The sequence below is a fragment of the Streptococcus oralis genome (assembly GCF_016028255.1).
GTDB classification, from domain to species: Bacteria; Bacillota; Bacilli; order Lactobacillales; family Streptococcaceae; genus Streptococcus; species Streptococcus oralis_AC.
The window spans coordinates 782,953-797,815 of the sequence record NZ_CP065707.1 but is presented as its reverse complement, the minus strand read 5'-3'; the positions used below and the strand labels follow the sequence as shown (position 1 = coordinate 797,815).

Annotated in this window: 14 protein-coding genes and 1 other RNA gene; all 15 read right to left on the bottom strand. The window is 43.7% G+C overall.

Going from position 1 to position 14,863, the window contains the following annotated elements; translation table 11 throughout:
• Positions 1 to 36 precede the first annotated feature (36 nt).
• Positions 37 to 1,320: a trigger factor gene (gene tig / locus I6G42_RS03965; RefSeq protein WP_038804103.1), complete on the bottom strand. Its 1,284-nt coding sequence runs from the start codon at positions 1,318 to 1,320 to the stop codon at positions 37 to 39.
• Between the two features lie 92 nt (positions 1,321 to 1,412).
• Entirely contained in the window at positions 1,413 to 2,069 is a 657-nt protein-coding gene (locus I6G42_RS03960; RefSeq protein ID WP_038804104.1) for a DNA alkylation repair protein, read from the bottom strand.
• On the bottom strand, positions 2,070 to 2,702 hold the full coding sequence (locus I6G42_RS03955; RefSeq protein WP_038804105.1) for a response regulator transcription factor: 633 nt from the start codon (positions 2,700 to 2,702) through the stop codon (positions 2,070 to 2,072). It abuts the gene before it with no gap.
• Positions 2,703 to 2,712: 10 nt separating this feature from the next.
• Positions 2,713 to 3,711 carry a sensor histidine kinase gene (locus tag I6G42_RS03950; protein ID WP_038804106.1) on the bottom strand — a complete coding sequence of 333 codons (999 nt, stop codon included), beginning with the start codon at positions 3,709 to 3,711 and terminating at the stop codon, positions 2,713 to 2,715.
• Positions 3,708 to 4,406, bottom strand: coding sequence for a cell wall-active antibiotics response protein LiaF (gene liaF, locus I6G42_RS03945; protein ID WP_038804107.1), 699 nt, complete (start codon positions 4,404 to 4,406; stop codon positions 3,708 to 3,710). Before liaF ends, I6G42_RS03950 begins: the two co-directional genes overlap by 4 nt.
• A 164-nt stretch (positions 4,407 to 4,570) precedes the next feature.
• Positions 4,571 to 5,572, bottom strand: coding sequence for a type 2 isopentenyl-diphosphate Delta-isomerase (gene fni / locus I6G42_RS03940; protein ID WP_038804108.1), 1,002 nt, complete (start codon positions 5,570 to 5,572; stop codon positions 4,571 to 4,573).
• Positions 5,556 to 6,563 carry a phosphomevalonate kinase gene (locus I6G42_RS03935; protein WP_038804109.1) on the bottom strand — a complete coding sequence of 336 codons (1,008 nt, stop codon included), beginning with the start codon at positions 6,561 to 6,563 and terminating at the stop codon, positions 5,556 to 5,558. The genes fni and I6G42_RS03935 overlap by 17 nt, the downstream gene beginning before the upstream one ends.
• A complete protein-coding gene (gene mvaD / locus I6G42_RS03930) occupies positions 6,550 to 7,503 on the bottom strand; it encodes a diphosphomevalonate decarboxylase (protein WP_038804110.1) in 954 nt (317 codons plus the stop codon). Before mvaD ends, I6G42_RS03935 begins: the two co-directional genes overlap by 14 nt.
• The gene (gene mvk, locus I6G42_RS03925) at positions 7,485 to 8,363 is read right to left on the bottom strand and encodes a mevalonate kinase (protein ID WP_038804112.1); all 879 of its coding nucleotides are present in this window, start codon (positions 8,361 to 8,363) and stop codon (positions 7,485 to 7,487) included. The genes mvaD and mvk overlap by 19 nt, the downstream gene beginning before the upstream one ends.
• Before the next feature lie 117 nt (positions 8,364 to 8,480).
• On the bottom strand, positions 8,481 to 9,461 hold the full coding sequence (locus I6G42_RS03920) for an N-acetylmuramoyl-L-alanine amidase family protein (RefSeq protein ID WP_038804113.1): 981 nt from the start codon (positions 9,459 to 9,461) through the stop codon (positions 8,481 to 8,483).
• 98 nt (positions 9,462 to 9,559) lie between these two features.
• Positions 9,560 to 10,249, bottom strand: a complete 690-nt coding sequence (locus I6G42_RS03915; protein WP_038804114.1) for a response regulator transcription factor — start codon at positions 10,247 to 10,249, stop codon at positions 9,560 to 9,562.
• An 11-nt stretch (positions 10,250 to 10,260) separates the two neighbouring features.
• The gene (gene gndA / locus I6G42_RS03910) at positions 10,261 to 11,685 is read right to left on the bottom strand and encodes an NADP-dependent phosphogluconate dehydrogenase (RefSeq protein WP_038804115.1); all 1,425 of its coding nucleotides are present in this window, start codon (positions 11,683 to 11,685) and stop codon (positions 10,261 to 10,263) included.
• 75 nt (positions 11,686 to 11,760) lie between these two features.
• Positions 11,761 to 13,224, bottom strand: coding sequence for a cell division site-positioning protein MapZ (gene mapZ / locus I6G42_RS03905; protein ID WP_038804116.1), 1,464 nt, complete (start codon positions 13,222 to 13,224; stop codon positions 11,761 to 11,763).
• Positions 13,225 to 13,236: 12 nt separating this feature from the next.
• Complete coding sequence (locus I6G42_RS03900; RefSeq protein ID WP_038804117.1) at positions 13,237 to 14,394, bottom strand: THUMP domain-containing class I SAM-dependent RNA methyltransferase; 1,158 nt, start codon at positions 14,392 to 14,394, stop codon at positions 13,237 to 13,239.
• Between the two features lie 84 nt (positions 14,395 to 14,478).
• An RNA gene (rnpB, locus tag I6G42_RS03895) (RNase P RNA component class B) lies at positions 14,479 to 14,860 on the bottom strand.
• Positions 14,861 to 14,863 lie beyond the last annotated feature (3 nt).

The window sequence follows — 14,863 nt, the reverse complement described above, 5'->3', positions numbered from 1 at the left end:
ACCCACCTAGTTAGGTGGGCTTTTTCTCTTTTAAGATTATTTTACTGTTGCTGTACTTGTGATCAATTCAACAGCTTTTTTGATTGCGATATCGTGTTTCAACATATCAGCTGAAAGCAAGTTTTGTACTTGTGCCACTTCCATGTTGTAAGTTGTAGCCAATTGTTCGATTTCTTTTTGGATTTCTTCTTCAGTAGCGTCAAATCCTTCAGCCTTCGCAACTGCTTCGATAACAAGGTTAGTCTTAGTACGCGACTCAGCTTCTGCTTCGTATTGTTTGTGAAGGTCTTCTTGAGTAGTTCCTGTGATTTGGAAGTACATGTCAGGATTGATACCTTGACGTTGCAAGTTTCCAAGGAATTCATTTACTGAACGATGAACTTCTTCGTGGATCATTTCTTCTGGAAGTTCTACGATTTCAGCGTTTTCTACAGCTTTATCGATTGCTGCACCTTCAAGGGCATCTTTGTATGCTTCTTCTTTAGCAGCAGTCAATTCTTTGCGGTATTTTTCTTTCAATTCAGCAAGTGTTTCAACTTCTTCGTCGATGTCTTTTGCAAGTTCATCGTCAAGAGCTGGAACTTCTTTTGCTTTTACTTCGTGAATAGTTGTCACGAATTTAGCTTCTTTACCTGCAAGATCTTCTGCTTGGTAGTCTTCTGGGAATGTTACGACAACATCAACAGTTTCGCCAGCTGAGTGACCTACCAATTGGTCTTCAAAACCAGGGATGAATTGTCCTGATCCAAGTCCAAGTGAGAAGTTTTCACCTTTTCCACCGTCAAATTCAACACCGTCGATAGAACCAACGAAGTCGATAACAACAGTATCGCCATTTTCAGCAGTACCTTCTTTGATAACCAATTCAGCCAAGTTGTTGCGTTCGCGTTCGATACGCTCTTCAACGTCAGCGTCTGTCACTTCTTTTTCTACATCTACTGATACTTCAAGGTTTTTGTAGTCACCCAATTTTACTTCAGGTTTTGTCACGACTTCAGCTATGATAACCCAGTCTTGACCTTTTTCCATTGAAGTTACGTCAATTTTTGGTTGCGCAACCACTTCAAGACCAGCTTCTTTTACAGCTGCTTCATAAGCGTTTGGCAAAAGAGCGTTCAACACATCTTGGTAAAGTGTTTCTTCACCAAATTTTTTATCGAAGATAGGACGTGGAAGATGACCTTTACGGAAACCTGGAACGTTAAGAGTTTTCTTTACTGAGTTGAAGACACGATCCACTTCTGGTTTGATCTGGCCTTGAGAGATTGTGAAAGTCAAGACACCACGGTTTGTTTCTTTGTTTTCAAATGATACAGACATTCTGTCATTTCTCCTTAAAATTTTTTAAATACAGTCTATTATAACATAAACGGGCGACTTTTTTCAAGTAATGAATGCGCTTTTCAACGATGCTAAAGGTACTTGCTGGCTTCCTTGATACTAAGTTCAGCCATTCTTTTCCTATTTTTTTCAATAAAACGTGCTACCCATTCGGGATTGGTTTTAGAGTAGTCTCTTAGAGCCCAGCCAATGGCTTTGTTGATAAAAAATTCTGTCTGGTCCAGATTGTTGAGCAGGATCTTTTCCATCAGTTGGACATTTGTTTTCTCTTTTCTTAACAACTGGTGGTCAATGGCAACTCGTCTCAGCCAGATATTGTCAGATAAGCTCCATTTTAAAATCACTTCTTCAAGTTCCGGATGGTCGGCTACCAAACTTCCTACTACTCGATCTAGGATATCTACTGTGTCCCACCAAGACTTGGTCACTGCCAGACGCTCAAGCTTAGGCAAATCGTCCTTCGTTAGATAAGACTGCATGGTTTTCAAATAGTTGGCAGCCACATACTGGTATTCTCTTGGCTCCTTTTCCCAGCAAGTGTCTACAAAATCCCAATCGATAATTCTTGTTTTTTTCGCGCTTGGAAAGTATTTTCTATAGAGCGCATTTCTTTCAGGACCTGCAATCCCTAAAAAGGGAAATTGATGGCGCATATAGGCTTCCATTGGGCCTGCTTTCTCAGGGTCTTTTGCCGCCTCTAACTCCCCAAGTAAATCTGCAAGACTCATCTAAAAGTCCTCCTGCCCGACCAAGTGGTGCTGAAAGGCATAGACTGCAGCTTGGGTGCGATCACTGACCTCAAGTTTGGCTAAGATATTAGACACATGGGTCTTGACCGTCTTGAGAGAGATAAAGAGTTCATCTGCGATCCTCTGATTTTCGTATCCCTTGGCAATGAGTTGGAGCACGTCTCGCTCACGCGCAGTTAAATCCTCATGAAGCTCGATATGATTGCGGTGGTATTCGACCTTCTTGCTGACCTCTTGTTCAATAGCCAGCTCTCCAGCAGCCACCTTACGGACAGCATGGAGCAATTCGTCTGCACTAGAAGTCTTGAGCATATAGCCTTTGGCACCAGCATTCAAGACTGGCATGATTTTTTCATTGTCCAAGTAAGAGGTCACAATCAAAATCTTGGCTTCAGGCCATTCTTTGAGGATGGCCAAGGTTGCATCAATCCCATTCATCTCAGGCATGACAATATCCATGACAATGACATCTGGGCGCAATTTCAAAGCCAAATCAATGCCTTGAGACCCGTTTGCCGCCTCGCCCACAACTTCTACATCGTCTTGGAGGTCAAAATAGCTTTTCAAGCCCAATCGGACCATTTCATGGTCATCTACCAGTAAAATTTTCATCTCTACTCCTTTATGATTCCTTGTCTAGCAGGGGAATACGGATATCAACCGCCAGTCCTTGTTTGGGAGCTGTCAAGAGTTGAATCGTTCCTGCCATATCTTCAACCCGCTCCTTGATATTTCGAAGTCCATAACTCAAGTCGTCTAAACTCCCTAACTGGAAACCAATCCCGTTGTCCACCACCTTCAGCTGCAATTCAACATCTGTCTGATAGAGGTAGACATCTAGGCAAGATGCCTGGGCATGGCGTAGGGTATTGCTGATCAACTCCTGCAAAATACGGAAGATATGTTCTTCAATCTTCTTAGGCAATTTAGACACGTTTTGCTTGAGACTAACCTTGAGATCGCTCTTGTCCTCAAGCTCTTTTAAGAGGATTTGAATCCCCTCAATCAAACTCTTCTCTTCCAACTCAACTGGTCGCAAATGCAAGAGCAAAACCCGCAGATCTTTCTGGGCTGTTTCTAGGATGGCTGCGACACTTTGCAACTGGGTCTGCATCTTTTCTCTATCAAGCTTCAAAGCCTGCTGGCTGACACCTGATAAAATCATATGGGCCGCAAACAACTCCTGACTAACCGTATCGTGTAAGTCACGTGCAATCCGCTTCCGTTCTTTCTCGATGATTGCTTCTTCCTTGACCAGGCCTTGATTTTCAGCCTTTTGAACAGCCTCAGTCAAGAGATTGAGCTTGCCAGACAAGGACTTAAAACTGGCATCCAAATCTGGATCTGCAAAGGGAATCACCTCTTTTCCTGCTAGCAGTCGCTTGAGATTGATCTGCATTTTTCTGCGAGAGACTTCTTCTATCACGCGCCAAAAGAGGACAAAAAAGAAGGTCATGGAAAGGCTAAAGACCAAGATCAAGAAGATGAGTTTCTCTGTTTTCTCGATATCTTGTAGCAAATAGGACCAATCCAGTTCAAAAATATCAAGTAAACTATTAGTCAAAAAGAGGATAAAGAGGAAAGAAGTCAGACCGATTAACAGATACGATTGCTTTTTCATCCTCTGACCACCTCCACATCGCCAACCATAGTAGTTAGGAAAATCTTGACGCTCTTGTTACTCTTGAGGTAGTCTCTGGTTTCCTGATGATAGTGTTCATTGCGGAGGGATCTCTTAGGTTGATGGAGGAAGGTTAGATCTCCATAGAGGCAGTTGACACTGAGGCTGATTTCCACATCTACGGGCACGATAATCCTAGTCGTTCCGACCATCTTTCTAAGGATAATGACATTGTCATGATTGGTTAGGATAACTCTTTCTAGATGAATGGTGTCCTTACCCATCAGGCGAAAGAGGTTGATATCGTCAAACTGGCAGGTCTGGTGGCTAGAAAAATGATGGAGATTGCCAAACCAGCGATTCTTTTCATTTTTAACCGTCACCACCTCTTCAAAGACCAAATCGGTCTCCTCTCTTTCTTGATTCATCATTGGATAGAGAAGAAAGAGGCTGTATATGACCGCTACAAAGATAGCTAAAATCACAAAGGGATTGAGCATGACGATGAAAAAGAAAAGAATGGTAGCCACAAGGAGGAGAAAGTTGTTGCCCTCTTTGCCTGCATAATAGCGTATCAGGAGAAGAAAGAGGAATAAAATCAGCAGAAAACGCGAAAAATGCTCTGATACCATCAAAATCAGAGCTCCCGTCAACAGACAGGCTTCAATAAATAAAAAGATTTGAAATTTTTTCATAGACGCATCCTCTCCCTTCTATTTTATCACAATTCAAAAAAGTCACCTGGGTCTGAGGATGGAAAAAAGGAGATAGGACAGAAATCGCTCGTACAAGCTAGATTCTTTCAGACCACTACAGTTGACAATGAGAAAAAAAGGACAGGATTCTTATCCCGCCCTCACTACATCTGATCTTTTGCTTCTTTGAGTTTGCCATAAAGAATATAGTCTACGTTTTGCAGATCTGCTATGGTGGCACAATTAAGGGCACACATGATCAAACGCAGATCTTCTTTCCAGCTTTGGACAATACCAATAACCTCTTCGACGGAGTAGGTTTCAATCAACTCTAGAACGGTTCGAGACAGTCCTACAGCCTTGGCCCCAAAGACCAAGCACTTAATCATATCCAGCGGGTTCCGAACGCCTCCACTGACCAAGAGCTCGACCTTGTCTTTCCAGTCTTGGGTATTGAGAAGAGCTTGCATAGTAGACTGACCCCATTGATTGAGGTAATCACGCTGGCCACTGCGACGGTTTTCGATATAAGCAAAGCTGGTACCACCACGACCCGACAGGTCAACCGTTCTAACACCCAGTTCATAAGCTCTCTCGATGGTCTTCACATCCATCCCAAAACCCACTTCCTTGAGAATAATAGGAACAGGGATCCGCTTGCTATAATCTGCTAGATGCAATTGCCAGCTTCTGAACTTCCTTTCCCCCTCAGGCATGAGCAATTCCTGCATAACATTAACGTGCACTTGTAGGAAGAGAGGATTCATCTCTTCTACAGTCTGAAGTCCTAACTCAACAGGCTTGTCCAATCCAATATTGGTTCCAAGGAGGAGCTTTGGATGGCTAGATTTGACAGAAAAAGAGTCATCTGTTGGATCTTTGAGGGCTGCGCTATAAGATCCCGTCACAAACAAAATCCCACAGGCTTCTGCCACCTGAGCCAGCTTTTGATTGATTTCTCTCCCCTTATCGCTTCCACCCGTCATGGCATTGATATAAAAAGGAAAGTCCCACTTTCGACCTGCAAATTCTGTAGACAAATCAATCTCATCCAGGTCGTAAAGAGGCAGGGAAGAATGAATCAACTCCACCTCATCAAAGCTATTATAGGAACTTTTCTGCTCAAGGGCATAGCGGATATGCTCGTCCTTACGATTTGTCGTCATGTCCTATCCTTTCTTGGTATAAGAGCTCAATCCCCAGATTGGCCCAGCGATTTTTTAAGGTTTCAGTTGATTGCTCATCAAAACTCAAGACAATCCCACAGTCACCACCACCAGCACCGCTACTCTTGGCAACAGCCTGCAAATCTTGACTGGCTTCTTTCAACTGTCTCAGCGAAGGCGTATAAATATCTAAACTCAAGCCTTCTAAAAGCTGACTGGCTGTTTCCACCTGCTCGATAATTTTTTCTGCATTCCCCTGCTCCAAGGCTTCTACCAAAGTAACCACTGTTTCTTTTGAGGAACTTAAAAAATTCTGGTCTATGTTTTGCTTGATTTGCTGGACCATTTGACTCGATACGGCCACTTCCTTGGTCCATCCCACTAGAAAGTCACATTCTAGGGCTGGTTTTACTTGTGAAATAGAAAATCTCCAGTCACGCTCCAAAACTGTCGCCAAATTTTCTTCTTCCAACCAAGCAGCCACCTTATTGCGATCAAAAGACTGATAGAGAACCAAATCTTCTGCCACAATACAGGCAAGGTCTCCCATAGAACCATTGTCGCCTCGCTTGAGCAAGACCGCGCTAGCCAGCTTGAACAAGAGTTCCGGATCAACCGTAATATCATATAGGGCCAGTAGGGCCTTGATCACCAAGACAACGACGCTACCACTAGAACCCAGACCAAACTTTTTGCCTTCTCGTTCCATTTTCCCACGGATTTCCAAGGAAAAAGGTCGCAAAGTCTGACCACGAACAGCAAGGAAATCTCCCACTAAAGCAATCGTTTCTTGAATCAAGCTGTAGTCAGGATTTGGCGTCAAGTCCACTGCGAAATCAAACATATCTGAGTAGATACGATAGCTGTCAGAAAAAGCAATCTCAGCCTTCATATAGATGGGGATGGCCTTTATCAAGGCTAACTGTCCTGGCTCTAAAATAGCATATTCACCTGCCCAATAGAGTTTCCCACAAGTTTTAACAGCTATCATCTTGATTCAAATCCTTTGTTTTTGACACAATCAAGCGATAACGTTGACCAAAGATTTCAGATAAATGCTCCAAGTCTTCCTCTTGACAGAGGACCTTGACATTGGGACCAGCATCCATGGTAAAGTAGCAGGCTTCTCCTTGATCACGAAGCTGGCGAACAAAGTCCATCGCTTCATAAGTCGCATCTGTTAGATAAGAAAATGCTGGCGATGCTGTTTTCGTCGTAGCGTGCATGGCTAGGGCATTTCTCTCCGTTAATTCCCCAACCTTGGCAAAGTCATTCTCTTTGAGATAAACCAGCATATCTTGATAGTCTTTCTCAGACTGGCGCACCCAGTCATCAAAGGTCGTCGAGGTTTCCACACAGAGTTTCATCCCATCACGGCTAGAGATTGGTTTTTTCTTGTCCTCCAGCACCAACATAATCATAGCTAGTTTCAGGTCTGTCTCCACAGGGTAAATTTCCCCACTATCCTTATCCCAAGCTCCTAGCGGTCCATAAAAACTGCGAGAGGACGACCCTGAGGCAAACTTAGCTTCCTGTGCCAACTGACTCCGATCTAAACCAAGCTGGAAATAAGCATTGCAAGCCTTGACCAAGGCGGACAAACCACTAGAACTGGATGACAAGCCAGCTGCGGTAGGCATATTGTTTTCAGTGTCAATACGAACAAAGCCCTCACCTTCTGGACGGTAACGGTCAATGATTCTGCTCATCTTGGCATGCTCAGCCTCACTCTGTAGCTGACCATTGATATAAAAGGCATCAGCAGTCGCATAGGCTGGCAGAGGCGACAAGGTCGTCTCTGTATACATGTTTTCCAAAGTCAGAGAGATGCTGCTAGTAGCAGGAACCATCTCTTTTTCTTTTTTCTTTCCCCAATATTTGATAATGGCAATATTTGCGTAGGAACGTACTGTTACAGGCTTTCGATCCATGTCTGAACAGCTCCTTTCTCTTCTAATCGTTTTGCTAGTTCTTGCGCTTGGTCCAGATTGGCTACCAAGGCGATAATACAGCCTCCTAGTCCACCACCACTCATCTTGGCACCTAGAGCACCATGGCTAAGAGCCGTTTCAACGAGGGAGTCTGCTTCAGGGCTACTGACACCAATTTCTTTTAGATGTAAATGCGCTTGACTGAGGATTTGCCCCAATCCTTCAGCATCTTTTCGTCTAATTGCATCTTCTGCCTGCTGGGTCAATTCTCCCAAGGCATGCAAAAACGGCAGAGCATCCTTCCCCTTGCTTTGAACCACTTGGATGGCTTCGCGTGTATGACCATAAACGCCTGTATCTGCAATCACCAAATGGGCGGATAGATCCATCTCTAGCTCTGTAAATCCAACGTTCTTGATAAAGCGAATAGGTTGGTCACTGAGACAGGTCTTGGCATCCAACCCGCTTGGATTCATATGGGCAATCATCTCAGCTCGATTGACCAAGATTTCTAGCACATCATGAGGCAGGTCGGCTTGATAGTAGTCAAATACCGCACGAATAGCCGCTATGCTGATAGCCGCTGACGAACCCATTCCCCGTTTTTCAGGGATAGCAGAGTCAATCACACAGCGAATGCAGGCTTCTTTAATCTCTAAATATTCTAACGAAGCATACACAGCCATGGACAAGGTGTCCTCCTCATAGAGGCGCCAAGGACTCGCTGCAGGGACAACCTTACATGTCACCTCCACCTCCAAAAGAGGCAGGGAAATGGCAGGATAGCCATAGACGACAGCATGCTCCCCTATTAAAATAATCTTACTATGTGCCTGACCGACACCAACTTTTTTTGTCATGTTTTCCTTTAACCAGACGAAAAGACCGTCTCATTTCATACAGTAGTATTTTCTCCTATCTATTTTATTATATTTTCACAAAAAAAGCGATTGTTTCCTTCACAATCGCCTCTTTCATTATTGAACCCATTCGCCATTATAGTTGACCGTATAGCCATCCACTCTTGTACTAACTGCTAAAGCACCTGAGCTATAAGCATAGTACCAGTTGCCATTGACCTGGAACCAACCTGTCTTCATGTCACCATTATTTGCATGTAGGTAATACCAAGTCGAACCTTCCTGATACCAACCAGTTGCCATGGCTCCTGATGAACGAAGGTAGTACCACTTGTTACCGACATAAGCCCAGCCAGTTTTCATATCACCATTTGATTGGTCTAGGTAATACCAAGTTGAACCATCTTTAATCCAACTAGTTGCCATAGCTCCCGATGAGCGGAGGTAGTACCACTTATTACCTAGATATTGCCAACCAGTTTGCATAATACCAGTTGTTGGATCTAGGTAGTACCAAGTCGAATCATCGTTTATCCAACCCGCGCGTCTTTCACCACCAAGGTAAGCTTTCCCTAAATGACCTGTTTTTGCTAGATAGTACCAGTTAGATTGATCGTAGAGCCAACCTGTTTTTAAAGAATGATCTTCATTAAAGTAATAATTTGCTAATTTAAGAACTTCTGGGCCTTCAAAACCTTCACCATGTTTTTTACCAACAGTTAATGAATCTTTAACCTCTAATTGTTGCCAGCCAACAAATTCTTGTAATACCCCATCTTGGTTAAAGTAGTACCATTTATATTGAAGGCCAATTTCGAAAACTGGACGATTATCAAATAAATCATCACGATAACCCGTCCCAGGAATTTCTAAGTATTGCCAGCCAACTACCATTTCTCCATCATCACCAAAATAGTACATTTTCCCGTCAATCTTATGCCAATAGATTGCCTTATGGTCATCTTTTATATAGTATTTTCTATTGTCCTTATCAACAAACTGCCCACCTGTGGTATCCGCCAATACTGTACTTGTCGCTAACAGACCAAGAAAGAAGGCTGCTAGTCCAACTCGCATCATTTTTTTCAAAAATTTCATTTTAGTATCCTCCGCAACTGATTGTAGCAAAGACTCTACTGTATGTCAATATATAGGAATTCCTCAAAAAAAGCAGTCACACAACTGCAACTGCTTTTCTATTCTTGCATGGTATACCCAACACCACGCACGGTTTTAATGTAGCTTTTTTGACCTTTTACATCAAGCTTGCTACGTAGATAACGGATATAAACATCCACGATATTAGTTTCTGTCGCACTTTCGTACTTCCAAACACTTTCCAACAACTGCTCACGAGTCAAGACCTTCTTGCTTCCCATGAGAGTGGCCAAAAGGTCATACTCACGGCGCGTCAGAGCAATCATCTCCTCGCCACGATAAACGGTATGATGTTCTACATCCATACGCAAATTGCGGTAAGACGTTGGGACCTTCATCTGACTACAGTGTTGGTCGATAAAGTCCCGACCTCGGAAAATCGCTGAAATACGAGCCACCAGCTGATCAATAATCACTGGCTTATAGATGTAAGAAACGGCGAAGCGCTGGATTGTCTCAATCTGGTCTTGCAATTCTTCGCGATGGTCCAAGACCATGATCACTGAGGCAGGTTTTGTCCGACTCAGCTTGTCTGCAAAATCCTGGGCCGTCATATCCCCCAGACGAGCATTCAGTAAAATCAAGTCATAATCTGTCTGGAGAGCCATGGAGAGGGCTTTTCCCCCCTCCTCGACCAGATCAACACGGTATTGCTCTTTTTGGAGTTCCAGACTGAGAAAATGAGCGAGATTTCGTTCTTTCTCAAGTAATAAAATCCGTTTCCCCATGGCAGACCTACTTATTTCTCGTCATACCAAGAGTAGTGGAATGTTCCTTCTTTGTCTTTACGTTGGTAAGTGTGGGCACCAAAGTAGTCACGTTGCGCTTGGATCAAGTTAGCTGGAAGGTCAGCTGAACGGTAGCTATCAAAGTAAGTAATAGCTGCTGAGAAAGTTGGCACTGGTACACCAGCTTGAACAGCAAGAGCTACGATATCACGAACTGCTTGTTGGTACTTAGCAGTGACATCCAAGAAGTATTCATCCAAAAGAAGGTTTGCAAGGTCTGCATCACGGTTGTAGGCATCTGTAATCTTTTGCAAGAAACGAGAACGGATGATACAGCCATCACGCCAGATAGATGCGATGTCCGCAAATGGCAAGTTCCAGTTATTTTCTTTAGAAGCCACACGCAATTGAGCAAAACCTTGTGCGTATGAAATGATTTTTGAGAAGTAAAGGGCTTGACGGATCTTTTCGATCAACTCAGCCTTGTCACCTTCAAATTTGAAGGCAGCTGGTTTTGGAAGGACCTTGCTAGCATGTACACGCTCTTCTTTGTATGTAGAGATGTAACGAGCAAATACTGACTCAGTGATCAGTGACAATGGTACACCAAGGTCAAGTGATGATTGACTAGTCCATTTACCAGTTCCCTTGTTGCCTGCAGCATCAAGGATATAGTCAACGATTGGTCCATCCTGACCTTCATCGTCTTTACGGCTCAAGATATCAGCTGTGATTTGGATCAAGTAGCTGTCCAATTCACCCTTGTTCCACTCAGTGAAGATTTCAGCCATGTCTTCTGCAGAAAGACCAAGCAAGTGTTGCATGAGGTCGTAGCTTTCTGCGATCAATTGCATATCACCGTACTCGATACCGTTGTGGACCATTTTCACATAGTGACCAGCTCCATCAGGACCGATGTAAGTCACACATGGTTTGCCATCTTCTGGTGCTTTAGCTGAGATTTCTTCGAGAACATCAGCAACCAATTCGTAAGCTTCTTTTTGTCCACCAGGCATGATAGAAGGACCTTCAAGGGCACCTTTTTCACCACCAGAAACCCCTGTACCGATAAAGTTGATACCTGAGTTTGCCAATTCTTCATTACGACGGATGGTATCTTTGTAGAAAGTGTTTCCTCCGTCAATCAAGATATCACCCTTGTCAAGGTGTGGAAGAAGGGCTTGGATGGTTGCGTCTGTACCAGGTCCAGCTTGAACCATGAGCATGATGCGACGAGGTTTTTCGATAGATTGAACGAAAGACTCTACATCGTAGCTTGGAACAAAGTTCTTTTCAGGGTGGCAAGCAATTACATCTTCTGTTTTTTCTTTACTACGGTTGTAAATGGCAACTGTATAGCCACGAGATTCGATATTTAGGGCAAGGTTACGACCCATTACGGCCATACCAACGACACCAAAGTTAGCTTTTGTCATGTGACACTCCTCTTGTTTAATATGTTTTATTTTATCATTTTTACCTATGAAAGGAAAGAATTTTGTAACGGACTCCTAGTAATCCAAGTCATCTGCATGACCAGCTCCATTACCGACAAAGTATCCAGTCTTACAGTTGAGGGTGAAGAGATAGGTTCCATCTGGTTTGTAGAGGTTGTAATAACCATTTCCGTTTACGATATTGACCCGTTCTAGGATATATTGATTGCCAGTGATATAGCCACGAGCACGTGATGTTGCTAGGATTTGTTCCAAAACACCATCAGCAAAATTCCAGGCAGGGTTGTTGCTATCGTCTACAGCTGATTGGTTGTACGGTACACGGCTGACACTTCTTTGAAGGTTTACACCATCGCTAGACAAACCTCCATTTGCATCATTACTAGCTGGGGCAGTTGGAGAACTTGATGCAGAACTAGATGAAGCAGACGAACTGCTCGTACTGCTATCAGTCGTTGTGCTTGAACTTTCTTGGCTACTGCTACTTGAACTTGAGCTAGAGGCGCTTGTTTGCTGACTCTTACCAAGGCTAATGGCCTTATCTAACAGTTTATCTAGCTCTGTATTTCCTGTTTTAATTTCTGTAAATTTAGCGTCTGCCTTGATTTTTGCATTGGTATCCAAGACACCATCAGTAATTGCTGGAGTTTCAAACTGATTATTCACTTCTTGCACAGCCTTGATTTGAGTTTCCAAACTATCATACTTAGATTTTGCAAGGGTATACTCTCGACTGCCTTCGAGTTTAGCTAGCTGAGCCTTGAGTTGGTTCAACTTGTCAAACTGACTATTTTTCAAGGCTGTTTTATTAGCATCCGTATAAAAAGCATCGTAGAGGGTATTAAACTCTTGTAGGGCTGTTTGTGTTTCCTGATTGTTAGAAGACGACTGAGAAGACTGGATAGCTTGGTTAGAGCGATCTACTTGGCGATAGATATAGTAACTACCTGCCAGGATAAGGACTGCAGCTAAGGCCGAACCGATAACAAACACGCGCTTCTTTTTAGAATTAGAAGTTGTTTCTGATTCTGCCTGAGCTGATCGTGAAAGTAGAGCTGTCTCTTCTTCTTTCTCATCAGCAATCTCTGCCGGCTCTTGCTTTTCCAACACAAGCGGTTCCAAGTCTTGATTTTCCTCTCCCAAAGGAGGCAAAATCACATCCGAACTTGTAGTTTCCGCTGAATCTGACACCGTTTCTTCTGAAACTGTATCGGACTCCTCTATGATTGGCGCCGACTCTTCAGTGATCTCTGAGACTTCCTGTGTCAATTCTTCTTGAGCCTGAGTTTCTAGCAGTTCTTCTTTTTTAAATTGACGTGTTTCAAACTTATCCGCCTCGATTTCCTCGCGGTGCTGTTTAATATATTTGTCTAGAATATTATCTTCTGGCAGTACGCCAGCTTCAACCTCTTCATTTTTACGGATGACCTGACCAACTGTCAAATCTTTAGCTTCATCAAAATCAAATTTGGACTCTTGATGCTCTTTTTTATGACGATTGTGCCTTTTTTTACTCATCTGTCTTCCTTTCTACTTTACCTCTTGGCGTTTCACACGCTGACCAAAGTATTGATACAAATCCACTTTTAAGGTTCCGTTATACAGTTTTCGTTTCTTATCAGCTGGACTTCCGTATTTGCTTTCAAAAGCTTCGTCACTAGTCAGAATAAATTTACTCCAGGTTTTCAGTGGTGCAAAGACCTGTCCCATCTCAGCATAGAGCTTGGTAACTCCTGCATCATCCAACAAACGTTCACCATATGGCGGATTAGAGATAATGACACCATTTATCTTGTCTGAACGCAAGTCCTGTACCCGCATTTGCTTAAAAGTGATATCACCTGCCACACCTGCTGCTTGGGCATTTTCCTTGGCAATCTCCACCATACGAGCATCAATATCACAGCCCATAATATCCAGCTCAAGTTCACGATTGATTTTCTTAGCAGCCTCTGTGCGAACTTCTTGGATTAACCGATCGCTAACCCAGTTCCATTCTTCAAAAGCAAAGGAACGGCGAAGACCAGGAGCCATCTTTTTAGCCATCATAGCCGCCTCAATACAGAAAGTCCCCGAACCGCAGGTCGGATCGATCAAGGGCTTGTCTGGATACCAGTTAGAGAGTTGTAAAATGGCCGCTGCCATGTTTTCCTTGATAGGAGCTCCACCCTTTTCTGTACGATAGCCACGCTTAAAGAGGCTAGAACCTGTCGTGTCAATCACGACAGTTGCCACATCTTTCAGGATGGCTACCTCGATCTTAAACTCGGGACCAGTCTCCATCAAGGGAACCCCTTCTGGACGGGCATAGTGCTTTTGCAGTTTCTTCACAACCGCCTTCTTGGAAATCGCCTGAACACTGGGTTCATTGTGAAGTTTGGACTTAACACATTTTGCCTTTGAAATAGGGAAACGAGCCCCAAGTGGGAGATAGTTTTCCCAATCCAGAGCAAAAACTCCTTGAAAGAGTTCCTCAAAGGTCTTCGCGGGAAAGCTCCCGACTACAATCTTGATGCGGTCAGCTGCTCGAAGCCAAAGATTTGTCTCGATGATTGCCCGCACATCTCCTTGAAAACGGACACGCCCATTTTCAACCTGGCAGTCATAACCGAGCTCTCGCACCTCACGCCCAACGACAGCCTCGAGACCCGCCGCAGCAGTTGCGATTAAATTAAATTCTTTTTTCATTTTACAGTCTTGTAAGACCTTTCTTTTGTACACTTTAAAAAATGAGGTTGAGAAAAAGTTCTCAGCCCCAACCTATATGCAATTTTCTATAAGCCATGTTTTGTTCCAGAAGTGACTAGGACCACTTCCTTCGATAATCATCTGTCTACCACTAACAGCATGGAGCTGCCAGCAGTTAGAGTACTACGTTCGTTTCCGTGCACTCCATGCCCCGACCGAAATTTGGGTTGCTAGCTTGAGGGGTTTACCGCGTTCCACTCTCTCCGTTTCCAGAGAGACTCCGTCACTGTGGCACTTTCAAGCCTACTCTGACTTATCCGAAGACTTAGCCATTTCGACTGCCGTAACGATCTCTCGTCCCTAGGCTTATGGTTTCGCCTAGCACAAACACTACAGGCATCACAGCCTGTGCTAGCATGGACTTTCCTCATGAAAAGGGATTCTCTTCACGCGATTATCCAAAAATTGC